We start from the raw sequence: 22,167 nt of genomic DNA on the forward strand, positions 1-22,167 counted from the left end.
CGCCGCTAGGACAGGTCGTTGGGAATCCGGATCGCCTGCATGAAACCGTAGTACTCGACGCCTTCCAGTATCCCCCGCGCGTGCTTTCCCTCGGCGAAGTAGATCCGCGGCATCTTTTTCAGACGATTCAACTCGGGCCCGTGGTTCCCCACGACGACGCCGAGCGTTCGTCCCTTCAACATCTCTTCGTCGGTGCCCGAGTCGCCCGCGACCAGGACATGTTCGGGCGAGAAGCCCCACTTATAAAGCAGATGCCGCAGCGCGAGCCCGGTCCCCGCCCGCTGCGGAATCGCGTCGAGGTACATCCCGAGCGACAGGACCAGCTTCACCCGAAGTCCCTTCTCCCGCAGAATCTTGCGAAGCCGGGCCAGTTTGGGAGCGATCTCCGGATCGACGGTGTAGCTGATCTTGAACTTCGACTGCTCCGCCTCGGGCTGACGGTACAGCCCCTGGATCTCGTCGAGCGCCGCGTAGATTTCGTCGGGCTTCCACTGAAAGCCCATCTGTTTCTGCCAGCTCGCGTCGCGCGTCAGCTTCGTACCGTAGTAAAGCTCAGTCCCGGCGGAAGTCAAAAGAACGTCCGGCGTCGGCAGATCGAGATTCCGCATAATCCGCTGCGCGTCGTCGAGCTTTCTGCCCGTGACGATGCCGAACCCGACGTCGGACGAGCGGTTGATCATTTCGCTGAGATCGTGCAACGCCGGATCGTCGCCGGCGAGCGTGTTGTCGAGGTCCGCGATCAGCAGGCGCTCGAACTCCGGACGACGGGCCGGACGCCCCCCCTCCGCTAGCACGGGCGTCTGCCATCGCTCGAACGTCTCGGTGATCTCCTGCAGGTAGCGATCGACGTGGGCGGCCCACGAATAGTGCTTCCTCGCGCCGGAGAGCCCGCTGTCGGACCACTCCTGCCACTGATCGGGTTCCGTCAGCCCGCGCAGGATCGCCCGTTCGATGGCCCCCGGATCGTGGGGGTCGATCAGCAGGCCGTTGCGGCAGTTCGCGACGATATCGCGAGGTCCGCCGTCATGCGTGGCGACGATAGGGAGTCCGCTGCCGGCGGCTTCCAGCAGCGTCAGGCCGAAGGGCTCCGTCAGCGCCGGGTTGACGAACACTCCGCGGGTCATCGCCGCGAGTCGGAACAGCCCCCCTCCCAGGGTGGGGTTCACGCCCTTGGGATAGGCGACCTTGCCGTACAGGTCGTAAACGTCGATCAACGTCAGCGCTTCGAGCAGCGCCTCGCGCTGCGCCCGGGGAAACTTGCGAAGGTCTTCGCGCGTCCCCATCACGACGACCAGGTTCGCCAGCCGTTGCAGGTCGGGGCTTTCGCCGTAGACGCGAAAGAGCATCCCCAGATTCTTGCGCTCGTCGGGGCGAGCCATCGCCATGATGATCGGCTTCTCCGGCTCGCGCAGGAACGGCGCGAGCGCGGCGCGGATCTCGGAGAAGTCTTCGTTCGGTTGAGCCGGTCGGAACAGGTCCAGGTCGACTCCGGGAGGAATGACCTCCATCCGTTCGGGCGCGTAGTGGTCGTACCGCTGGTACTGGTCCTCGATTTCCTGATGCGTGCTGGCGACGACGAGCGACGCGGTCTCCAGCGAAAGTTCCTCCGCCTCGATCCGCTCGCGGAAGCGATACTTTTTTTCGAGCGCCTGCGGTTCGGCCGCGCCATGCGTCAGGCGTTCCCGCTTCACGCGACCGAGCGAGTGGCCGGTGAAGACGTACGGCACATGCAGCAGCCGCGCTAGCTGCGCCCCCGCGTAGCCGGCGTCGGCGTAGTGCCCGTGAATGACGTCCGGGAGTCCGTTGCGACGGAAGAAGGTCACCGCCTGATCGACGAACAGATCGACGTAGGGCCAGAGCGCCTCTTTCTTCAGGTAACGCTTCGGCCCGAACGGAATGCGGACGATGCGAGCCTTCTCGCCGATCGGCTCTTCGACCTGCGCATAGTCGGGACCGACGCGGTCGTCGATGATCTGACGCGTGATCAGGTCGACTTGCTCGACCTCGGGTCGCCGACCCAGTTCGGCGGCCAGTTCCAGGACGTACTTCACCTGCCCGCCGGTATCGGCGTCCCGGCCCAGTTCCGGCTCGCGCGTTCGGATCAGGCCGTGCAGACTGACGAAGGCGATTCGGAGCCCTCTCTTTCCTTCGGATTTTGCGATCATCTACCGTTCCGTCGCGACGACTTCGTCGCTCGCGTAAAAGTCAGGATCTTCGCTAACAGCTCCGGCGTTGCCGCAAACTTTGGCAGCGAAGCGAACGGCGCGCCGAAGCGTGATCGCAGGGTCTTCCTTGCGAAGGACCCCCGCGATGGCGACGGCGCTGAAGGCGTCGCCTGCGCCGATCGTGTCGACCAACCGCGTCACGGGCGGAGCCGCCGCGTGAGTCGTTCGTTTGCCGCCCTGCTCGTCGAGCGTAAATGCGTAAGCTCCCTGTTCGGCGCAGGTGAGCCAGACGTTGCGGCATCCGAAGCGCTCCCGCAGCGCGTCGACGGCGGCTTCGATCGCCTCCTCGTCGACGAGGTCCCGAACTGCGATGCGCGAGAGCTCTTCGCGATTGAGCTTCGCCCACTCCGCTCCGCCGAGAAGCTCAGGCAGCCAGCTCTCGTCGAAGCAGCCCTTCCGAATGTTGACGTCGACGAAGACCGGCACGTGCAGCGACGCGCGGGTCTCGCGAATCGCCTGGCGCGTCGTCTCGCTCCGCCAGGCCAGACTGCCGTGGTAGAGCAGGGCGACGTCCGTGCGACGGGAGACGTCGGCAGGCGTCTGGAGGAAGTCGTACGCCCGATCGCGAAGAATCTCGTACGTCGGTTCGCCGCCTCGTAAGGTGACCTGAACTTCTCCCGTGATCTTTCCGGAAACGGTCTGGAACCAGGACTGATCGACGCCCCAGGAACGCAGACGCTGTTTGATCTCGGTTCCCTCGGCATCGTCGCCGACCGCGCTCAGAAAGAGCGGATCGAAGCCCATGCCGCGGAGGTTCCAGGCGACGTTGAACGGAGCGCCTCCGAGCGCGCGACGACCATCGGAGAACTTGTCGAACAAAGTCTCGCCGATGATCGCAGGTCGCCCGGGAGACGAAGGCGCCGAGGACGTCGACATCGACTTGTTCCCGCAATTTAGAGACAGAGGCAGCCCCCCCACCTTTGTCGATCGAGGCGCCTTCGGCAACCCCCTCGATGTCGTTGCCCTGCCCTGCGATGAGCCCTAGCATGACATCGAAACGACTCTTTCCGCCGTCCGAAACGCGCCTGTCGATGCCTCTCCCGAACGATGATTCCGACCCGACCGACCGCTCGCAGGCCGAGCCGCTCGTACTGGCCACGGACCTCGACGGGACGCTGATTCCGCTCGACGATTCGCCGGAACATCGCAGCGATTTAGCGATGCTCGAACGCGAGCTCGCCGAACGAGACGCGGCGCTGGTGTTCGTGACGGGGCGGCATCTGGGATCGGTGCGAAAAGTCCTCCGGCACGTGCCGCTCCCCTCGCCGACCTGGATCCTGTGCGACGTCGGCACGACGATCTGCCGCGTCGAGGAGGGCCGCACGATCCCCTCGCACGACTACGCGCAGGCCCTGTCGGAGATTTCCGGAAGCGTCCCGCTGGAGTCGCTGCGTCCCGATCTGGAACGGATCGAGGGACTGCGCGTGCAGGAGGCGGAGAAGCTGGGGCCGTTCAAGCTCAGCTTCTACTGCGACGGAACTCTCGTGCAGGAGTTCACCGAGCGCGTCGAGGCGAGACTCGCCGACGCGGACGTCCCCTACTCCGTCGTTTCGAGCGTCGATCCCTTCAACGGCGACGGGCTGGTCGACGTGCTGCCCCGCGGCGTGAACAAGGCCTTCGCCTTGAAGTGGTGGCGCGAGAGCCAGGGACTGGGCGAGACGTCCGTCATCTACGCGGGCGACTCCGGCAACGACTGGGACGCGCTGGTCGCGGGCTACCGCGCCATCCTCGTCGGCAACGCCTGCCGGAAGCTGGCGCAGCGGGTCGAAGCGCGTCACGCGGCCAACGGCTGGTCCGACCGGCTGTATCTCGCCGAGAAGTCAGCCACGAGCGGCGTGCTCGAAGGCTGGCGTGCCTTTCGCGATCGCGGTTAGACAAGCGGCGCGATCGCGCCGCTTGACGCTTCGGCAAACGACCTCAGATATGCCGTCGGCGACGGGGTACGACGGTGGCGCGGGGTTGCTCGGGCTGCTGCGGCTGTGCCTGACCCGGCCCCTCGGGACGGCTTCGGTCGAGAGCTTCTTCGTCGCAATTGAGCGCTGCCGCCTTAGCCATTCGCTCCAGATGGGCGTCCGCCGCGGGGACGGCGATCTTCGCGACCGGCCCGAGGTCGACCGGGTCGACGCACAGCCGGCGGAAGAAGGTCCGCATGACGTGGTTGACGCCCACTTCGGTGACCGAGCGAAGATCGTCCTCGAAGTACGCTCCCCGCGCGAAGGTCCCCGTGACGATCTCGTACGAGGGGAAGTAAAGGACGTCCGGTCGCGCCGCGACCGCCTGCTCCGCCGCGACTCGCAGGACGGCCTTCGAATAGGTCGTGGCGGTCAGCACGTGCTGGTCGGTCGCCGTCGCCATCAGCGGCACGGGCGACACGGTCAGGACGATCCGGACGCCCGGGTTCACGCGGCGCAGATCGTCGATGAAGCGGAGCACGTCGACCGTGACTTCCGCTGCGGTGAAGTTGTGGAAGCCATGGCGCGCCTCGTCGAACGTTCCGCCCGCGACGCCGGGACAGAGCGGATAGACGGCGCCGTCGTCCTTCGACATCCAGGCTTCGGTCAGGCCGAGCGTGAACACGAAGACGTCGGCCGTCTCGAACGCCTCCCGCACCGCGCGAAGGTGCTTCGCGCGATCGATATCGTATTCCAGCTGCGTCTGGAATCCGCCCGGCTGAATCTGCGGCCGAAACGGATCAATCAGGCTTCCGTCCTCGCCTCTCCAGACGTCTTCGGTCGGCTGAAACGTGCCGTACGCCCGCTCGAACAACTGCACCAGTTGCCGGGCAGTGTAGACGTTCCCGTAGCGCGCGGTGAAGACTCCGTAGTTGAACTCCTGCGCGACCTCGGGATCGGCGATCGGATGGGCCGGCTCGGTCACTAGAAACGTATAACCGCTGGCGCTCAGCCGGCGGGAGATATGCTGCGCGAAGCAGCTTCCCGCGGTCGCGACCTTGTCGGTCCGGGCGATCCGGAACGGCACGTCGCCGACCGGATCGATCTTACGCGGCCCGATCGCAGCGACGGATCGCTTCCAAAATGCGCGATCGGGAAGCGACTTGTAAGGATGCTCGCTCATAGTGCGCTCGTCTTCCTCTTGCAGCCAGCCGATCCTCGACTTGGGCGCCCCAAAGGCAGCGTTCGTAATCTGTGCGATCGCCCTGGGGCGGCGAAATTCGATCGGGGGCGATGCCGTGTCTATCTCGATCGAGCCGCGCCCGTTTATAGTCCAGAAAATCGACGCTCGACGATCATTAGCAACTGCCGATACATCTGTTCTCCATAGACTTCATTGGCATGGGTCGGGTCGTTGCGCCAAGCCTCCGGCGCAAGCATTCCTCGTTCATCCTGCATCGCTTTCGGCACCGGCAGAAACTTGAATCCTTCGCGGTCGCAGACTTCGCGGAATATCGCAGAATGCACACGCCATAGCTTGTAGCGAAAGGAGGCGGGAGCTACGCCGTATTTCGAAATCAGTTCTGCGAACGCGTCAGGGTTTTCTCGAATGTAATCTTCGGAAGGAATCGGCGCAGGCGATTCGAAGTGATACAGCGGCGCTGACGTGGAGCGCTTCAGCAGAGGCATGTACACGAGCGACTCTTCCATTCGCTTCCGCAGCGCTCTCCTGACAAGTTCTAGCGGCACGATTTCCGCGTCTTCCTGCAATGGAAGATCGGGGGCTTCGGGAAGTATGAAATCGAACTTTACCGGATGATTGACCAGCCCGAGGAGGTTGTGGTGGTTCCCGCCCAGCGTCGACACGACCAGGCGAACGGCATCCCCCTGTAATTCATCGCGTATAGCTGGCTGAAACTCGCCTCCGACGAGAATCGGCTTGTACGTCTCGAGGTGAAAGGGGATGAACCGAAGCTCCAAACCTTCCGCTCGACCGTCCCTCTCTCGGGTTTCGTAGGCGAATTTCAGTACCGTTTGATGGGAGTTGCCGATTACGACGATTCTGAAACGCTGATCGGGCTTCGTCATTTCGGATGAACGAACGGGCATCGATTATGGAGGCGGATCGACCTTCGCTAAAATCGATTCTAGCGTCTAGATGAAGTCAGGTATCGGCGGCGATTCGCCAGGCTGCGGTCGCTTTCGAATCGTAAGACGTCATGCTTATTTTCACGACGAGAAAGTCAGCCTCGCTCCGCCGTGAGTCTTCGAATCACTGGACGCAGACAAATCCGTTTAGATGCGAAAACGAACGTACTCAATGCAGGAGTTCGTCGGGGCAACTAAGCGAGTCGGAAAGACTTTCGAAGGACGGCGATCGACGGCTGTAGCGGCTGTGCCGAAGACTCCAGCTTGCCTCACGAGCCTTCGAGCGGCGTTCGACATGCGAATTGCAGGACCTATACTCCTTTGGTTCGATTCACTTGTCCAGCGTCCATCGTGAATCCCGCGGCTGGCCGAGGTCGTTCGAGTCGTTCTGCGACCTTCGTAAGCGATTCTCGACATGCCGTCGGCTGCGTGACTCGCCTTCCTTCTCATTCAGTTCGCGATTACATGTCGGACTCAACCGAATTCGCCTCGAACGAATCTCCTTCGATAACGGCTGTCGAGAGGCCGTTCACAGCCGAGGAAATCCGTGAGTTGCACGGCATTCCCCTGTTCGACGTCAGCGGCTTCGGCGTCCATGCCGGCTTCCTCGAGATCAAAGGCTTCGTACTTCCGGTCGACGGCAATCCCGCGACGGTGGAGTTCAGCGCCGACCCGGGGATCGAATTCACGGTCGAGTACCCGCTTCCCTATGCGGCCGTCGCCGAATATTTCTGGTATTGGCCGGGAGCGGAACAAAGCGCGTTTCTATTGCGAGTGGATCTGGCAGCCTCGCGCACGGACGAAGAACACTATCGATTTCGGATTCATTTCGCAGGGCGAGAAAACGCCAGGCTGGAGTCCGTCCGCACGACCATCCTGGTTCCGAAGCATCTCAAACTGCTGGAGAACTATCCGACGCAAACGGCGTTGCGCCGCGTGCAGTCGTTCGATACGGTCAACATCGTCGCCTTGAAGGGCCTTACGGACGCATGGCGGATCTGCGAAGCGGCGCGGGCCTACGGATGGGACGGAACGGGGGACGTCCTCGACTGGGGCGTCGGACATGGACGAGTCGCCCGCCATATCGGACGCTTTTCGGAAGCGTCCGTGCGGGGCATCGATATCGACGCCGACAATATCGCCTGGGCGGCCGAGCGCCTTCCTTCCTTGTCAGTCTCGGTCGGGCCGTTGATGCCTCCCACTTCGTACGCCGACGACCAGTTTTCGCTGGTTTACGGCATCTCCGTGATGACGCACCTGGAACGCAGCGTTCAGGAAGCCTGGCTCGAGGAGATCAAGCGTATTCTCCGCCCGGGCGGAATCGCGTTGCTCACTTTCGCGGGCGACGCGGCGGTTGCGTTCATGTCTAAAGGACTCGATCGCGCCTTTCTCGATACCTATCTTCGGACCGGCTTCGGGCCGCATCAGATCAACAACGATCTCGTCGGCGCAATCGATACGCCGGAGTACTACAAAGACGTCATGCAAACGGTCGGTAGGGCGAAGGAGATCTGCAACGGTTTTCTGAAAGTCGTCGGCGCCCACAAGTGCATGTTCGGTTATCAGGACTTGCTCGTCTTGCGGAAGCCCGCTCCTGCCGGCTCCCGACGGTTCAAGAGCCTCGAATCCAGTCGGCGCGGAGCGCCTTCGACGGATGACCCGACGCTTCCCGACAGGATTCGGCAGGCATTCGAACGCAACCCGAATGTTTCGACGCGCGAACTTCGAAAAGAGGTGGGCGCCGTGGGGCCTGGGTTCGCGCAGGCTTTGCGAGCCAGCGGAATCAAGATCGGAACGCGTGCGACGACGGCTCTCGAAGGGAGCAGTTCCGCAGAGCCGCTGAGCGAGGAAGACGAACGCCGCGTTCGAGCGGAACTCGCGACGAATCCGGAAATCGAACTGCGAGCGCTGGCGAGCCTGCTCGGGGTCGATCGACGAACGCTTGCAAGGTCGCTTCGAAAATCAGGTTTGACCGTAAATCGCGGGAAAAGGCCCCAATAGGCTTCGGAAAGCCTTCTCGCTGGAATCACGATCGAGACTCCGACTGCTCGGGTATACAGATCGAAGACGTCTTCGTGACGGACTGGCTGCGCGTCTTCGGGACTGAACCGGCGCCTGACAAGAGATGCGGGCAAGCTCACGCCCCGGCGGCGAAGCCTTCGGACGCGAGCGGCAGCCGGTAACGTCGCGCCAACTCTTCAACCTCCCGAATCGCGTCGTCGAGCCTGCGCTTTCCGCGGTCTTTGACGATTCGGACGGCCTGCAGCTTGGGATTCTCCGGCGGAGGGCAACGCAGCAGCGCGAGCAGGGCATAGGCCTCCAGCGCCAGTTCGTCCGGCACGAGGTTGCGAAAGCAGATCCGCTGCATCGCTTCGAGCGCCTGGCGCCACGGAAGCTCCGCCGCGAAGACGAAGCCCTCGACTGCGGCGACGACGTCCCGCTGTTCCAGTTGCCGCAGGAAATCCTGCTCGTAACGGCCCGCCTTGGACTCCACGAGGGCGTCGTGGTCGGCGCGGAACTTTTCGTGTTCCTGCAGAAAGAGTTCGAACAGTCGGGACCAGAACGCCTCGACCCCCTCTTCGCCGGCGTCGAGATAGACGTCGTCGGAGAAGTCGCGGAGGACGCCGATCCACTCCTCCGCCTTCTGGTTTCCGCGTTCCCGCATCGACATGGTTCGTTCCGACTATCTCTCAGGCATTCGTGAGCAGGCTGGTGGTCGCCTGAAGCATTTTAACCGCAGCCGTCGCCGGGCCTATCTCGGTTCGGCTGACGGCTTCGCACGGTCGGGCTCCTGCTGCTCATCCGCATCGACGGTTTCGCCTGTCGCTTCCGGCTTCGCGAGCGCTCGCGCGACGAACGGCTGCGCGATCGACAGCAGCGCCGTGGCGAGAATCGTTCCGTACGCGAACCTGCGGAGCGTCTTCTTCGAGATCCACCGGGAGACGTACAGCCCCAGCAGCATGCCCGCTGCCGAGAGGGGAACCCCGAGCGCCCCGAAAGCGAACGCACGCGCCAAATCGGCCCCCCATACGAAGGCGATGATGCCGAGTTGCGGCAGCAGATTCGCGGCGTAGACGGCGAATAGAAAGCCGCGGGTCTTCGTCGCGCTCCAGTCGTGGGCCAGCGTCCAGACGACCAGCGTCGGCCCCCCCATGCCGCAGAAGCCGACCAGGAAGCCGCTGACCGAGCAGGTCAGCACCTCCCACTTCAGCGGGAACTCCGGCTTGTGCTCCGGATGGACGAACAGCAGCAGCCCCAGCATCGCCAGCATCACGACGCCGACTGCCGGGTCGATCGTCCACCGGAGACTCTCGTCGAGCGAGTGCAGCGCCAGAATGCCCAGCGGAAGAAAGAGCGTGCGGATCGCGATCGGTCGCGCCGTGCGCCCCCAGGGAATCTCTTTCCTGAGTTGCCAGCAGCCGGTCAGGTTCTGCGGGATGCCGCAGAAGATGCTCACGGCGACCGCCTCGGGCAGCGTCAGCCCGGCCATCGACAGCAGCGGAATGCCGATCAGTCCGCCGGCGAACGCGACGCTCCCCTGCACGATCCCCATGACGAGGATCACGCCCATCACGGCGAGCAGCGTGTCGGTATCGGCGAACAGTTCCTCGAAAAAGGTCACCGCCCGCCGGCCTTCTTGCCCGAGCCGCACGGCAGGCCGAACGTTTCGGCGACCGCGGCGTTCTGGACTTCGCCGTTGCGGATATTGAGCGCCGAAGCGAGGGGCGCCGACCGGGCGATCGCGTCGTCGAGGCCTGCGTTCGCCAGCCTCAGCACCCAGGGCAAGGTGACGTTGCAGAGAGCGTACGTGCTGGTCCGACCGACCGCGCCCGGCATGTTCGCGACGCAGTAATGGACCACGTCGTCGATGATGTAGGTCGGGTCGCTGTGCGTGGTGGGCCGGGTCGTCTCGACGCAGCCCCCCTGATCGACGGCGACGTCGATGATCACCGCGCCCGGCTTCATCCGCTTGAGGTCGTCGCGACGGATCAGGCTAGGCGCCTTGGCTCCCGGGATCAGCACGGCCCCGATGACCAGGTCCGCCAGCGCGAGCTGCTCCCGGATGACGTGCTTGTCCGAGAAGAGGACGTTCACGTTGGGCGGCATCACGTCATCGAGATACCGCAGGCGATCCATGTTCACGTCGAGGATGTTGACATCGGCGTTGAAGCCGGCGGCGATCTTGGCCGCGTTCGCACCGACGACGCCGCCCCCCATGATCGTGATGTGCGCAGGCTGCACGCCGGGCACGCCGCCCAGCAGGATGCCGCGACCCATCTGGGGCCGTTCCAGGTACTTGGCCCCCTCCTGGATGCTCATCCGCCCTGCGACTTCGCTCATCGGCGTCAGCAGGGGGAGCCGACCCTTGTCGTCGGTCAGCGTCTCGTACGCCAGGCAGGCCGCGCCCGAGGTCAGCATGGCCTCCGTCAGGCCCCGATCGGCGGCGAAGTGGAAGTAGGTGAACAGCGTCTGCCCCGCACGGATCAGGCCGTACTCGCTCGGCTGGGGCTCCTTCACCTTCACGATCAGATCGGCGGCGCCGAAGATCTCCTCGGGCCCGTCGATCAGCTCGGCCCCGGCGGCGGAATACTCCTCGTCATGGAGCCCTGACCCGAGGCCAGCCCCCTTCTCGACGAGCACCCGATGGCCCGCGGTGACGAGCTCCTCCACGCCGACGGGGAGCATGCCGACGCGGTATTCGTCCCGCTTGATTTCCTTGGGAAGACCGACGATCACGCGGCGCAGCTCCTGACAGGGTTGGGATCGCCGCCATTCTACGGCGAATCCTCGCCCTGAAGGGCGGGCGCCTACGGATCGATCTTCCAGAGTCCGTCGACCTTCTTCAGCGGGATCGTTCCCTGCTGGCCGCCGGGAGCGGAGAAGGTCGCCGCGGCCATGTTGCCGTCGGTCTGCCACTGCACCGACTCGATGGGGGGGAGTTCCGCGAACCCTTCGGGCTCGGTTCGCTTCATCACCTCCGCGACGAAGAAGCTGGGGCTGGCGAAGTAGCCGAGGATCTTGGTGTGGGCCGCCGAGTCGTCGTTGGCGGCGTCCACCTCCTCCGCGCTGATGCCCTGCTCGTCGAGGACGGCCTTGATGATCTCGACCCGCTCGGCGAAATCGGGACCCGCGGTCACGCCTCGCGGCGGGCGACCGGTCGCGGCGGCCTCGATGAAGTGGCGGGCCATTGTCTCGATGGAAGAGGACGTCAGATACGTCAGGTAGAGCGGCCACTTCCCTTCCACGGAGGCTTGCCGGGCGGCGACGAAGACGCCCTGCGGCGAGTCGGGATAGTCGATCCCCGAGGCCGACAACTCCCGTTCGAGTTCCTCGCTCGCTGCCGCCGTCCCCTCCTTCACCGCCGCCTGACCCTGCACGACTCCCTCGGCGACGGCTTTCTCGCTCGATTCGAGGGCCTGCTGTCCCTGCTCCATCAGCTTCTCCTGATCGATCGCGTCGCAGCCGAAGGAGAAAGGGAGGATCGTCAGCAGCGCCGCGAACGAGGGGAAAAGCGCTCTCCGGCAGAAATGGCCGAACATGAAAACGACTCCGAAAGGCGATCACGAAAAGATGAATGCGACCGACGCGGATTATAGGCCTGGCGCGGTGCGATCGCGAATATGCGTTGCGTGAGCGGCCCGTGTGCCATGGCTGGCTTGCCCAGCCGCGCAGGGGAGCGGGTCACGGTCGCCCGACTCGGATAGGCCGGCAGCATCTGATTCGCCTTCCGAAGCTCTCCCGCTGACAGGACGATGCGAGGGACGGCACGGCTGGGCAAGCCAGCCATGGCACACGCGATTTCGTCGAGCTACCGCGCACGAAAAAGGGCGACCGAAGTTCTCCGGCCGCCCGTCGGAAGATCGCTCTCTCGATCGCGATGCGACCTACTTCGCGGGAACGAACTTGAAGATCTCGTGCGACGAGGTCGTGAAGTAGACCTCGCCCGCTTCGTCTTCGCCGTAGGTGATCACGGGGAGCGACGAGGCTTCGTGCTCGATCTTGTAGTTGCCGAGAACCTTCTTCGCCTCCTGGTCGTAGTCGAGCGCCCAGACGCGGTTGGTGACGTAGTCGGCATAGAGATACTTGCCGACCAGCTCGGGCACCTTCTTGCCGCGGTAGACGTAACCGCCCGTGATCGACTTGCCGACTTCGTGCGGGTACTCCCAGATCGGCTCGACCAGATCCGCCCGGGGTCCGACCCCCTTCTCGCCGAAGGCGTGGAAACCTTCGCGGAGGTTCCAGCCGAGGTTATCCCCCTTGTTCACGACGTCGATCTCTTCCCATAGATCCTGACCGACGTCGGCGGCGAACAGGGCGCCCGTCTTGCGGTCGAACGAGAGGCGCCAGATGTTCCGCACGCCCAGGGCGTAGATCTCGGGACGGGCGCCTGCCTTGCCGACGAAGGGGTTGTCCTTCGGGATGGCGTAGGCGAGACCTTCGTCCTGGTTGTCGACGTCGATGCGGAGGATCTTGCCCAGGACCGTGCCCAGGTTCTGGCCGTTGCCGTGCGGATCGCGACCGCTGCCGCCGTCGCCCAGGCCGACGTAGAGATAGCCGTCGGGTCCGAATTCGAGCGTGCCGCCGTTGTGATTCCAGTAAGGCTGAGGGATCTTCATCAGGATCTCCTCGCTGGCAGGATCGGCCTTGTTCGGGTCGTCCTGCGACCGCTTGAATCGCGAGATGTGCGAGACGTGCGGCTCGGCGCTGGTCGTGTAGTAGACGAAGAACTCGCCGTTCTCCGCGTACTTCGGATGGAAGGCCAGGCCGAGGAAGCCCTCCTCGTTCTCGCGGTCCTTGTAGGTGACCTTGTCCTCCATGTCGAGGAAGACCGACGGCTCGGTCACGCTCTCGTCGTTGGGCATGACGAGAATGCTGCCGTACTGCGTGGCGACGACCAGGCGATCGGAACCGTCGCCGAAGTTGGTCAGCACGATCGGTCGCTGAATCTTCAGCTTGGGAAAGGCCCGCACCGCCTTCACGGCGATCGGCTGCCCTTCATAGTCGAGCTTGGGCGCTCCGTCGGGAGTTTTTTCCTGAGCGGTCAGCGCCGCGGGCGAGACGCCCATCATCGCGGGCGAAATGCCCAGCGCGAGCGTGATCGCCGCCGCAGCGGGAACGGTCGAGAACTTCATAGGTGGCCGGCACGGAGGGAGGTTGGGCTTCGCGGCCCGAAAGACGAGTCCGCAGAGCCCTCCATTGTGGAACCGCCCGGCGCCGATGCAAGCGGCGAAGCGAGCCGTTCCTTGGTCCGTCCGCCACCGCGAAGGATTCTCCCTTCAGGTCACCTTGCCGGCTTTACGGGGCAGACTTCCCGTTCCGCCAGATACTCCGGGCGGGGCGGCTGATCGCCGAACGGCGATGTGCAGGCGTTGTCGACGCTGTTGAAGACGACGAAGAAGTTCGTCCTGGGCCAGGGGCTCAGGTTGCCGACGGAGCCATGCATCAGGTTGCAATCGAAATAGACCGCCGATCCCGCCGGGCCGGTCGGCGCCGCCAGCCCGCCCGCGTCGATCAGTTCCCGCAACGCCTCCTGGGTCGGCACCCCGTAGCGCTGACGCTTCAGCGATTGCTCGTAATGGCGTTCCGGCGTCGCGCCCTCGCACCGAACGTACGACGTGTGCGAGCCGGGGGCGACGATCAGCGGGCCGTTGAACGGCGTGCTCTCGGTCAGGAATAGCGAGAAGCTGACCGCGCGCATTCGCGGCATGCCGTCTTCGATATGCCACGTTTCGAAATCGGAATGCCAGAAGAACTCCTTCCCGTCGAACGCCGGCTTGTAGTTGATCCGCGTCTGATGGACGTAAACTTCCGATCCGAGAATCTGCCGCGCGACGTCGACCAGACGGGGATCGCGACAGACCTCTCGAAAGAGTTCGTTCGTCCGGTGGAGTCGAAACAGCGAACGGACCACGTCGCTTCCCGGCTCGGTGACGACCCCTTCCGCGCGGCGGTCGGCTTCGGCGGCGAGACGATCGGCCTCGGCGCTGAGTCGCGAGATCTCCTCGGAATCGAAGAGCTGCGGCGCGAAGCGATAGCCGTCGCGTTCGAACTGTTGAAGCTCTTCGCGCGAAAGCGGTCCGGAGCCGTCGCCCCACAGAACGGGATCGACCCGGGGAACGGTCTCCCAGGCGTCGACGCGCGAGGCGTAGGGATCAGTCGCAACGGACGAAGCGGCGACAGACATAACGGAGACTCCTTGAACGGAAGGAAGCTTCAGCGCACGAAGGCGCTGAAGCAAGGTTGATTCAGGGCGACGCAGCGAACCGGTCGCAGGCCGCCGGCTGACGAACGCTGGCCGTCAGCTCGCGGTCGCCGGGTAGGCGCCGGACGCATCGTGAACCTCGTCGCCGACGACAGGCGGATTGAAGACGCAGACCATTCGCAGTTCGGTCTCCGCCTCCAGCACGTGACGGTCGTGCGCATTGAGCGCGTAGATCGTCCCGGGTCCGACCGGCCACGTTTCGCCGGTCGCGAGCGCGCGGAGCGTCCCGGTCCCGGCGATGCAGTAAACCGCTTCCAGATGGTTGCGATACTCCATCTCCAGCGCGGCGCCGGCATGGATTAGCGTGTCATGCAGGGAGAATCCCATGCCGTCGTCTCGCAACAGCAGGCGCCGGCTGGTCCAGCCGTTCGAATGGACTTCGCGCGGGGTTCCCACGCAATCATCGAGCTTTCTGACGATCATGCGGCGCCTGCCTTTCCGTCTTCCTGAAGGTCGGTCGCGGAACCATGCAATCCGACCGCCGCCAGAGGCGAATTCGACGCTGCCGCGGCGACCGCGTCTTCGAGAATCTCCAGACCGAGCGACAGTTCGCGTTCGCTGATCGTCAGCGGCGCCAGGCACTTCAGCACCTCGTCGCGCGGACCGCTGGTTTCGATCACCAGGCCCCGTTCGAAGGCTTCGCGGGAGACACGCTGGGCGAGGGTCGCGTCCTCGAACGCGATCCCCTGGATCATGCCGCGGCCCCGGACTTCTCCGCCGTAGGTCGCAGCGAAGCGATCGAGCGTCGAAGCGATGCGCTCGCCGTCGCGTTCCGTCTTCTTCGAGAGCGAGTCCGTTTTCCACCAGGTCTCGAGCGCCGCCACCGTGGAGACGAAAGCGAAGTTGTGCCCGCGGAACGTGCCGTTGTGCTCGCCGGGCGAGAAGACGTCCAGTTCCGGCCGCAGCAGCGTCAACGCGAACGGCAGGCCGTAGCCAGAGAGCGACTTCGACAGGCAGACCACGTCGGGCACGATGCCGGCCGGCTCGAAGCTGAAGAAGGGTCCCGTGCGACCGCACCCGACCTGGATGTCGTCGACGATCAGCAGGATCTCGTACCGCTTCGCCAGATCCGCCAGCTTGCGCAGCCAGGAAGCCGAGGCGACGTTGACGCCACCTTCCGCCTGGACGGTTTCCACGATGAACGCCGCGGGAAGGTCCAGGCCGCTGCTCGAATCGGCGAGGTAACGCTCGACCGACGCCAGGCTGTCGCCGTCGTCGCCCAGGTAGTCGCAGAACGGCATGTGCGTCACGTTCTGCAGCGGAACGCCGGCGCCCGCGCGTTTACCGCCGTTGCCGGTCAGCGCGAGCGCGCCTAGCGTCATGCCGTGAAAGGCGTTGGTGAACGCGACGACGTTATGCCGCCCCGTGACCTTGCGCACCAGCTTCAGCGCCGCCTCGACGGCGTTCGTTCCGGTCGGTCCGGGAAAGAGAATCTTGTAGTCGAGGTTCCGCGGACGAAGCAGAACTTCGTCGATCGTTTCCAGCAGCGTCCGCTTGGCCGACGTCGACATGTCGAGCGCGTGGAAGATGCCGTCGCTCTTCAGATAGTCGATGAGCTTGTCCTGGATCTCGCTGGGGTTGTGCCCGTAGTTGAGCGATCCGGCGCCCGCGAAGAAGTCGACGTATTCGGCGCCTGCCTCGTCGACGAGCGTGGAGCCCTTGGCGCTTTCGAAGATGGTCGGAAAGCTGCGCGAGTAGCTGCGTACGTTCGATTCGAGTCGTTCGAAAATGGTCATCAGACTTCCTTCGGGGGAGAGGAGATCGGACCGACCCGCACGAGTTTTTCCTCCTCGTGCGCTTCGGTCCCGAAGTCGACGCTGCGAAATCCCTCCTGAATTTCGAGGGCAGCGCCGAATTCTTTCGCCAGCGAGGCGAAGGTCCGATTCGAGGCGACGTTCGACGGGCTCACGTTCGCTTCGACGTAGCGGACGCCTGCGCATGCGGGCGACGCGAGCGCATGCAGGAGCATTCGCTTCGCGAGTCCCTGGCCCCGCGCCTCGGGCGCGACGCCGATCTGCCAGACGAACAGCGTCTCAGGACGTTCGGGAGGGCGAAACGCCGTCACGAACCCTTGCAGATCGCGATCGTCGTCGCGTGCGTTCGTCGCGACCGCGCAGGTCGCCGCGAAGTCTCTGCACAACAGCAGATACAGGTACGTCGCGTACGAATCGAGACCGCCGGCGGCTAACTGCGCCAAGCGGCGCATCGCGGGCGCATCCGACAACGTCGGAATGCGAAGACGCATCGCGTCTTCAGCCGGTATGGGAGAGGACATTCGCTTCGTTCAGGACCGAAACCGCATCGCGAACGACGGCGGATCCGGTCTTGCGGAGACGATCGCCGGCGCGTCGCCTCCTGGTCATCGGACCTACCGACTATAGGCCCGATGCCCCTGCGGTTCAACCGCGGTCCTCGTCGCAGAGAAAGGTCCGTCATGCATGTGGCCGCGTTCGTCGAGCGCTGGCAAAGGGGTTGGGTCAGGCGAGCTCGCACGTTAGGGTAGGGACCCGACCCGCCTGTCGACGAACGCCGCGTGCGTTCTCCCTCGTCCCGCAGGATTCATGCTTGTCGTCATCCTGAGCTTCGCCTGTTTTCTCGTCCTGTTCGTCTCGATCGGCGCCGCCGCGGCGTTCGTTCGGCGGAGCGACAACGCCGACTACCTCATCGCGGGGCGCAGCGTCCCCCCCTGGCTCGCCGCGCTCTCGGCCGTCGCGTCGAACAACTCCGGCTTCATGTTCCTGGGGCTGATCGGCTACGCCTATCGCGACGGCATCGAAGCGATCTGGATGATGGTCGGATGGGTCGTCGGCGACCTGATCGCGTGGCTCTTCGTCCATCCGCGAGTGCGCAAACGTTCCGAGGAAGTCGACGCGACGACCGTCCCGTCGCTGATGGGAGCGACCGACGGCGGCACGCAGCGTCCCGTCGTCGTCGTCGCGGGCATCCTGTCGTTCGTCCTGCTGGGGGTCTACGCCGCGGCGCAGCTCAAGGCGGGCAGCCTGGCGCTCCACTCGCTGTTCGGGTGGGATCTCTCGGCAGGAGCCATCCTCGGGGCCGTCATCGCCGCGATCTACTGCTTCTCCGGCGGCATCCGCGCGTCGATCTGGACCGACGCCGCGCAGTCCATCGTGATGATCGTCGCCATGGGCGCGCTGCTGGTCGCCGCGATGGCCGAGATCGGTTCGCCGGCGGCGCTGATCGCGAACCTTCGCGAGCAGGATCCGACGCTGCTCCACTGGATTCCCAAGAATCTGGCGTTCGGCTTCGGTCTCTACCTGCTCGGCATGATCTCGGGCGGCTTCGGCGCCGTGGGGCAGCCGCACATCCTCGTGCGGTTCATGGCGATCCGATCCGTGGAGGAGATTCCCCGGGCGAGGCTCATCTACTTCGCGTGGTTCGTCCCCTTCTTCGCCGCCGGCATCGCGGTCGGTCTCTATGCGAGAGCCGCGTTGCCGAACCTGGTCGCGCAGGGAGCCGCGGCAGGTCTCGACGCCTCGGCGGCCACCGAACTGGCGATGCCCGAACTCGCGCAGGCGCTCCTTCCGTCCGTGCTGGTGGGTCTCGTCCTGGCGGGGCTTTTCTCCGCGACGATGTCGACCGCCGACTCGCAGATTCTGGTCTGCTCCGGCGCCGTGACGCAGGACATCTTTCCGCGCTGGAAGGAGAGCTACCTGGCGACGAAGCTCGCGACGCTGGCCGTGACCGGCCTTGCGCTCTGCATCGCGCTGTTCGCACACCAGGGCGTCTTCGCGCTCGTGCTGGTCGCCTGGTCGGCCATGGGGGCGGGATTGGGGCCGGCGCTGATTCTTCGGCTGGTGGGCGCCCGACTTACCGCGCCCGTGGCGGTGACGATGATGGCGGTCGGCGTCGGCACGGTCGTCGCCTGGCAGATCGCCAGGTTGGACGGCCACGTCTTCAAGCTGTTGCCGGGGCTGATCGCGTCGTTCTCCGTCTGGGTCGTCGTCGAAGGCTGGCGTCGGATGTTCTCGCCCGGCGACCGATCTGACGACGCGGCGGCCCGACTGGCGACCAGCGAGGAGTGAGCGCTGCCTCGACGAAGGTTCGCCCGCTACGGCGATTCTTCGCTCAGCAGACCGTCGACGACCGCCTCGATCGTTTCGTCAGCCGTGGCGCCTTTCCAGTTCAGTTCGCCCTGCCACCAGTGCCGGATGTATCCCTGCTTGTCGACGACATAGACGGTGGGCCACATCGTGTTGCCCCAGGCGTTCCAGTTCTTCGATTCGAGATCGACGAGGATGGGGAACTCCAGCTTGCGTTCGATCGCCGCGGCCTTGACCGCCTTCGGATCGCGCTCGGCGCTCGTCTCAGGGGTCTGGATTCCGACGACGACCACGCCCTTGTCGGTCAGTTCCTTGTGCCAGCGCTGATAGATGGCGAAGTTCGCGTGGCAGTTGTGACATTGGAACGCGTAGAAGTGAACGAGCATGACCTTGCCGCGCAGCTCGCTCGACCTCAGCGGATCGGAGTTGAGCCAGATCCCTCCCTGGGCGAACTCGGGCGCCATCGCGTAGATCCGCTTGAGCCCGCTCGGATCGAAGGACGGACCCAGCAGCGCCGTCAGCTTTTCGCGCTGCTCGGGTCGCAAGACCTTCGTCAGGGCGGCGCGCTCCGCCGTGGCGGCTTCGGCGAACGTCTTTTGAAGCGCCTCGATATTCGCGTCGCCGAACTGCGCCTGAGACAGTTTCCGCTGCGCGTCCTCCGTCGCTTGCGCGAGCTGGGCCAACTCGGATCGTTGCGACGGATTCAATCCGATTCGCTTGCCGATGTCCTCCCGCAGCAGACAGCGACCCCCCTGGGCGTAGCATTCGAGCTGTTCCAGTCGCTCTCGCTGCGAACGGGAGGCGTTCGCTTCGAACCAGGCGAGCGCCTTCCGCTCGAGCGCTTCGATCATGGCCCGTCGCTCGTCCGCGGGCAGGATGCGGGCGGGAAACCACTTCGCGTCGATCTCGCGGAAAAGCGATTCCAGCCCGGCGACCTGCTCGCGCGTGAGCTTCAGTTCCGCGTGCGTCTCGGGAGCGTGAATCAGCCCCAGCAGATGCCGCGGCACGAGCGCCTCGCGCGCAGCGGTCGATCCGGCGGAGCCCTTGATCTCCTGGCTCTTGGTCTCCTGAGCGACCGCTGCACAGGCGACCGAAAGCAGGAAACAGGCCGCAGCAGATTTCAGCGAACGTCGAGCCATCGCGAAGTTTCCGTCACGAGCGAACGCGGGAGATTCCTGGGACACCGAGGATCGACAGGCGGGACGGGCGAAGGGTCCGGAACCTTACGCGAAAACCCGTTATCTTGGGGCCGATTCTATCCCCCGATTTCCGTCTGGACGCGAGCGCGGCATGCCTTCTCCCTACGAACTCGACATCGACTCGGTCAAACTCCGCCAGCGACGCCTCATCGAGGCAATGGACGCGATGAGTCTCGACTGGGTCGTCCTGACGCAGATTCCGCACGTCTACTGGCTCACCGGCGCCCGGTTCAAATGGACCTTCGAGCCGGCGGTCGCCATTTCGAAGCAGGGCCATGTTCTGCTGGTCGGACCGAAGAAGCAGCCGGAGGAGGCGGTCTGCGACGAGCGCGAGGCGTACGACGCGCAGTGGCTTTCCACGATGCGGAACGACCAGCGGGCGGCGTCGAGCGAGGTCTTCCTGAAACTCTTCAGCGCCCACGACCCGGGCAAGCGGATCGGCGTCGAGTTCTCTTCCTTCTCCCAGCACCTCGCCGGACCGCTCAGGGCGAAGGGCGTCGAACTGCTTGATATCGAGACCACGATGTATGGCCTTCGTCGCCGAAAGGGCGCTGACGAACTGGCCAAGATCCGGAAGGCGATCGAGGGCACCCGCGTCATGTACGAGCGGGCGCGGCAGATCATCCAGCCGGGCGTCTCCGAGATCGAGGTCTACAACGAGTTGCAGTCCGTCTGCATCGAGGAGTTCGGCGAACCCTGGACCGAGACGGGGAACGACTACCGCTGCGGCGCTCGCGGCGGCAGTCCTCGCAACGGAAGGCTCTGCGAAGCGGGCGAGCTGTACATTCTCGACCTCGGCCCCGCGTTTCGCGGCTACTTCGCCGATAACAGCCGGGCGATCGCCGTGACCGAGGTTTCCAAAGAGCAACAGGCGGCGTGGGAAGTCCTCCAGCAGTCGTTCCGCCACATCGAAGCGACCGTGAAGCCCGGCAAGAGCTGCAAGGAACTCTTCGCCGAAGTCGACGCGATGGTGAACGGTCCCGACGTCGGCGTCTTTAACCACCATCTCGGCCACGGCATCGGCCTGTTCCCGCACGAGGGGCCGCATCTGAACCCGAACTGGGACGACACGTTCGAGATCGGCGACGTCTTCACCTGCGAGCCCGGCCTCTACTCCGACGCCATGCGTCAAGGCATGCGACTGGAGAACGACTACCTCGTCACCGAAACCGGCATCGAGAATTTGAGTCCGTTCCCGATGGAGCTGCGCTAAGTCAAGTAACGCTTCGCCCGGGACGCTTCGCTACTAAGAGCCGTTCGCCGTCGTGCTCTACCCAGTCGCATTCCACGACGCTTCCGGGGACGAATCGCCAATGCTCGTCCTCTGGGTTGTAGTCGTGCGTCGACATAACCCTGAACAGTCCATCGCCAAGCAGTTCGGCAGAGGTAGGACGGAGTACGAAGGTTCCCTCGTCCAGCAGTTCGACGTAGATCGTCCTCGTTCGAGATTGATCGTGCAGCATCGATTTCGCTCGAGAACCCTTTCCGCAGTTCGTTCCCGATGGAGTTGAAGCTGTGATCAGAAGGGTCTTCGTTCCGCAAGGCGAGCCGAGAGCACAAGCCTTTTGAATCCAGCGGTTGGCCCAAGTCAGCAAGAGCCCTGGGCCGCCAGCGAAAAAGCTGCTTATCGATCTTCGGGATAAGTTCTGGAAGTTCAGGAAGAGCGTTCGGAAGTTCTTCACTAGGTAGCAAATGCCTTCGCGCTGGGCGGTGCCAACCGACTCCTCCGCCACGCTTCGTTAAGTCGCATCAGCAGTCCAGCTGTGCAATTGCTCGCGTACGACAGGCGCCAACTGCTCTTGCGCGACTCCCTGTTCGATCCAGCCCTTGAGTACTTGCACGAATTCGCGTTGTTGCGATAGCCATAGTGGGGCCGGATCGAATCCAAGAGCTCGCGCCCGCGGTTCGTGTTCGCCAATCCAGCGAAGCGCCGAGTCGTCTTTTCCTAAGAAGGCATTAGCACATGCCAGTGCATATACTTGTGACGCTGAAGGAGAAATCTCGCGTTCGCAGTCGCGAAGGCACCCTGACTCATCCAGCGGTCGGTCGATCGGCGGAACGAAGGTCCGGTGCATCTCCGACAGAATTACTTCGAACATCTGTCGGTGCTTCGACGATGAGGCAGAACGCAAGATGGGCGTGACAAAGAATTGGGGCGCGCCCCTGTCTCCAGGGCCAGGAGCTGGGAGCCATTGTAGGAAGCACATCGGACGGTAGTCACCGCTGCGCAGCGTGTGCCAGCTTATTCCTTGCAAGACGCAACCTGACACTCGGAAGAGTGACCGATCGCCGTCGTAACGCCAGCCGGAAAGCTGAGCTAGATAGTCTCCGACAATCCGCTGAAGCTGGCTTCGATTCCTGCTTGTCATGGTCGCACTT

18 protein-coding genes are annotated in these 22,167 nt (G+C 64.2%); 4 read left to right on the forward strand and 14 right to left on the reverse strand.

Annotation, left to right across the window (positions count from 1 at the left end; genetic code table 11):
- Nucleotides 1-5 precede the first annotated feature (5 nt).
- Both SH602x_RS10070 and SH602x_RS10075 read right to left on the reverse strand, forming a co-directional pair.
- Complete coding sequence (locus SH602x_RS10070) at nt 6-2,165, reverse strand: HAD-IIB family hydrolase (RefSeq protein ID WP_479476663.1); 2,160 nt, start codon at nt 2,163-2,165, stop codon at nt 6-8.
- Nucleotides 2,166-3,101 carry a PfkB family carbohydrate kinase gene (locus SH602x_RS10075; protein WP_479476664.1) on the reverse strand — a complete coding sequence of 312 codons (936 nt, stop codon included), beginning with the start codon at nt 3,099-3,101 and terminating at the stop codon, nt 2,166-2,168.
- Between the two features lie 155 nt (nt 3,102-3,256).
- Here SH602x_RS10075 and SH602x_RS10080 point away from each other — a divergent pair, with 155 nt between their 5' ends.
- Nucleotides 3,257-4,099: an HAD-IIB family hydrolase gene (locus tag SH602x_RS10080; RefSeq protein WP_479476665.1), complete on the forward strand. Its 843-nt coding sequence runs from the start codon at nt 3,257-3,259 to the stop codon at nt 4,097-4,099.
- A 43-nt stretch (nt 4,100-4,142) separates the two neighbouring features.
- On the opposite strand, the gene SH602x_RS10085 is transcribed toward SH602x_RS10080, so the two are convergent.
- The gene (locus SH602x_RS10085) at nt 4,143-5,300 is read right to left on the reverse strand and encodes a GSCFA domain-containing protein (RefSeq protein ID WP_479476666.1); all 1,158 of its coding nucleotides are present in this window, start codon (nt 5,298-5,300) and stop codon (nt 4,143-4,145) included.
- A 143-nt stretch (nt 5,301-5,443) separates the two neighbouring features.
- On the reverse strand, nt 5,444-6,205 hold the full coding sequence (locus tag SH602x_RS10090; RefSeq protein ID WP_479476667.1) for a hypothetical protein: 762 nt from the start codon (nt 6,203-6,205) through the stop codon (nt 5,444-5,446).
- A 612-nt stretch (nt 6,206-6,817) separates the two neighbouring features.
- Here SH602x_RS10090 and SH602x_RS10095 point away from each other — a divergent pair.
- Nucleotides 6,818-8,266, forward strand: coding sequence for a class I SAM-dependent methyltransferase (locus SH602x_RS10095; RefSeq protein WP_479476668.1), 1,449 nt, complete (start codon nt 6,818-6,820; stop codon nt 8,264-8,266).
- A 136-nt stretch (nt 8,267-8,402) separates the two neighbouring features.
- Here SH602x_RS10095 and SH602x_RS10100 read toward each other — a convergent pair whose 3' ends face one another.
- The 9 genes from SH602x_RS10100 to ectA all read right to left on the reverse strand — a co-directional run bounded on the left by SH602x_RS10100 (nt 8,403) and on the right by ectA (nt 16,803).
- Entirely contained in the window at nt 8,403-8,936 is a 534-nt protein-coding gene (locus SH602x_RS10100; RefSeq protein WP_479476669.1) for a hypothetical protein, read from the reverse strand.
- Nucleotides 8,937-9,017: 81 nt separating this feature from the next.
- A complete protein-coding gene (locus tag SH602x_RS10105) occupies nt 9,018-9,887 on the reverse strand; it encodes a sulfite exporter TauE/SafE family protein (RefSeq protein WP_479476670.1) in 870 nt (289 codons plus the stop codon).
- Nucleotides 9,884-11,002, reverse strand: a complete 1,119-nt coding sequence (ald, locus tag SH602x_RS10110; protein ID WP_479476671.1) for an alanine dehydrogenase — start codon at nt 11,000-11,002, stop codon at nt 9,884-9,886. Before ald ends, SH602x_RS10105 begins: the two co-directional genes overlap by 4 nt.
- A 71-nt stretch (nt 11,003-11,073) precedes the next feature.
- Complete coding sequence (locus tag SH602x_RS10115) at nt 11,074-11,805, reverse strand: hypothetical protein (protein ID WP_479476672.1); 732 nt, start codon at nt 11,803-11,805, stop codon at nt 11,074-11,076.
- Nucleotides 11,806-12,150: 345 nt separating this feature from the next.
- Nucleotides 12,151-13,398 (reverse strand): PQQ-dependent sugar dehydrogenase, encoded by a 1,248-nt coding sequence (locus SH602x_RS10120; RefSeq protein ID WP_479476673.1) that lies wholly within the window; start codon nt 13,396-13,398, stop codon nt 12,151-12,153.
- A gap of 149 nt (nt 13,399-13,547) precedes the next feature.
- Nucleotides 13,548-14,450 carry an ectoine hydroxylase gene (gene thpD, locus SH602x_RS10125; RefSeq protein WP_479476674.1) on the reverse strand — a complete coding sequence of 301 codons (903 nt, stop codon included), beginning with the start codon at nt 14,448-14,450 and terminating at the stop codon, nt 13,548-13,550.
- Nucleotides 14,451-14,564: 114 nt separating this feature from the next.
- Nucleotides 14,565-14,951: an ectoine synthase gene (locus SH602x_RS10130; RefSeq protein WP_479476675.1), complete on the reverse strand. Its 387-nt coding sequence runs from the start codon at nt 14,949-14,951 to the stop codon at nt 14,565-14,567.
- Nucleotides 14,948-16,264, reverse strand: coding sequence for a diaminobutyrate--2-oxoglutarate transaminase (ectB, locus tag SH602x_RS10135; RefSeq protein WP_479476676.1), 1,317 nt, complete (start codon nt 16,262-16,264; stop codon nt 14,948-14,950). The genes SH602x_RS10130 and ectB overlap by 4 nt, the downstream gene beginning before the upstream one ends.
- Nucleotides 16,264-16,803: a diaminobutyrate acetyltransferase gene (gene ectA, locus SH602x_RS10140; protein ID WP_479476677.1), complete on the reverse strand. Its 540-nt coding sequence runs from the start codon at nt 16,801-16,803 to the stop codon at nt 16,264-16,266. The genes ectB and ectA overlap by 1 nt, the downstream gene beginning before the upstream one ends.
- Nucleotides 16,804-17,089: 286 nt before the next feature.
- Here ectA and SH602x_RS10145 point away from each other — a divergent pair, with 286 nt between their 5' ends.
- Nucleotides 17,090-18,571, forward strand: a complete 1,482-nt coding sequence (locus tag SH602x_RS10145; RefSeq protein WP_479476678.1) for a sodium/proline symporter — start codon at nt 17,090-17,092, stop codon at nt 18,569-18,571.
- A gap of 26 nt (nt 18,572-18,597) precedes the next feature.
- Here SH602x_RS10145 and SH602x_RS10150 read toward each other — a convergent pair whose 3' ends face one another.
- On the reverse strand, nt 18,598-19,728 hold the full coding sequence (locus SH602x_RS10150; protein WP_479476679.1) for a redoxin domain-containing protein: 1,131 nt from the start codon (nt 19,726-19,728) through the stop codon (nt 18,598-18,600).
- A 151-nt stretch (nt 19,729-19,879) separates the two neighbouring features.
- Between SH602x_RS10150 and SH602x_RS10155 the strand changes: the two genes are divergently transcribed.
- A complete protein-coding gene (locus SH602x_RS10155; protein ID WP_479476680.1) occupies nt 19,880-21,001 on the forward strand; it encodes a M24 family metallopeptidase in 1,122 nt (373 codons plus the stop codon).
- The last annotated feature ends 1,166 nt before the right edge of the window (nt 21,002-22,167 follow it).

The organism is Lignipirellula cremea (assembly GCF_056501455.1).

Bases quoted from the DNA above. Each gene is read 5' to 3' on its own strand.
- ectB (WP_479476676.1), bottom strand. From the start codon at position 16,264: ATGACCATTTTCGAACGACTCGAATCGAACGTACGCAGCTACTCGCGC.
- SH602x_RS10085 (WP_479476666.1), bottom strand. From the start codon at position 5,300: ATGAGCGAGCATCCTTACAAGTCGCTTCCCGATCGCGCATTTTGGAAG.
- SH602x_RS10090 (WP_479476667.1), bottom strand. From the start codon at position 6,205: ATGACGAAGCCCGATCAGCGTTTCAGAATCGTCGTAATCGGCAACTCC.
- SH602x_RS10145 (WP_479476678.1), top strand. From the start codon at position 17,090: ATGCTTGTCGTCATCCTGAGCTTCGCCTGTTTTCTCGTCCTGTTCGTC.
- SH602x_RS10155 (WP_479476680.1), top strand. From the start codon at position 19,880: ATGCCTTCTCCCTACGAACTCGACATCGACTCGGTCAAACTCCGCCAG.
- SH602x_RS10100 (WP_479476669.1), bottom strand. From the start codon at position 8,936: ATGTCGATGCGGGAACGCGGAAACCAGAAGGCGGAGGAGTGGATCGGC.
- thpD (WP_479476674.1), bottom strand. From the start codon at position 14,450: ATGTCTGTCGCCGCTTCGTCCGTTGCGACTGATCCCTACGCCTCGCGC.
- SH602x_RS10130 (WP_479476675.1), bottom strand. From the start codon at position 14,951: ATGATCGTCAGAAAGCTCGATGATTGCGTGGGAACCCCGCGCGAAGTC.
- SH602x_RS10120 (WP_479476673.1), bottom strand. From the start codon at position 13,398: ATGAAGTTCTCGACCGTTCCCGCTGCGGCGGCGATCACGCTCGCGCTG.
- SH602x_RS10070 (WP_479476663.1), bottom strand. From the start codon at position 2,165: ATGATCGCAAAATCCGAAGGAAAGAGAGGGCTCCGAATCGCCTTCGTC.
- SH602x_RS10080 (WP_479476665.1), top strand. From the start codon at position 3,257: ATGCCTCTCCCGAACGATGATTCCGACCCGACCGACCGCTCGCAGGCC.
- ectA (WP_479476677.1), bottom strand. From the start codon at position 16,803: ATGTCCTCTCCCATACCGGCTGAAGACGCGATGCGTCTTCGCATTCCG.
- SH602x_RS10150 (WP_479476679.1), bottom strand. From the start codon at position 19,728: ATGGCTCGACGTTCGCTGAAATCTGCTGCGGCCTGTTTCCTGCTTTCG.
- SH602x_RS10115 (WP_479476672.1), bottom strand. From the start codon at position 11,805: ATGTTCGGCCATTTCTGCCGGAGAGCGCTTTTCCCCTCGTTCGCGGCG.
- SH602x_RS10075 (WP_479476664.1), bottom strand. From the start codon at position 3,101: ATGTCGACGTCCTCGGCGCCTTCGTCTCCCGGGCGACCTGCGATCATC.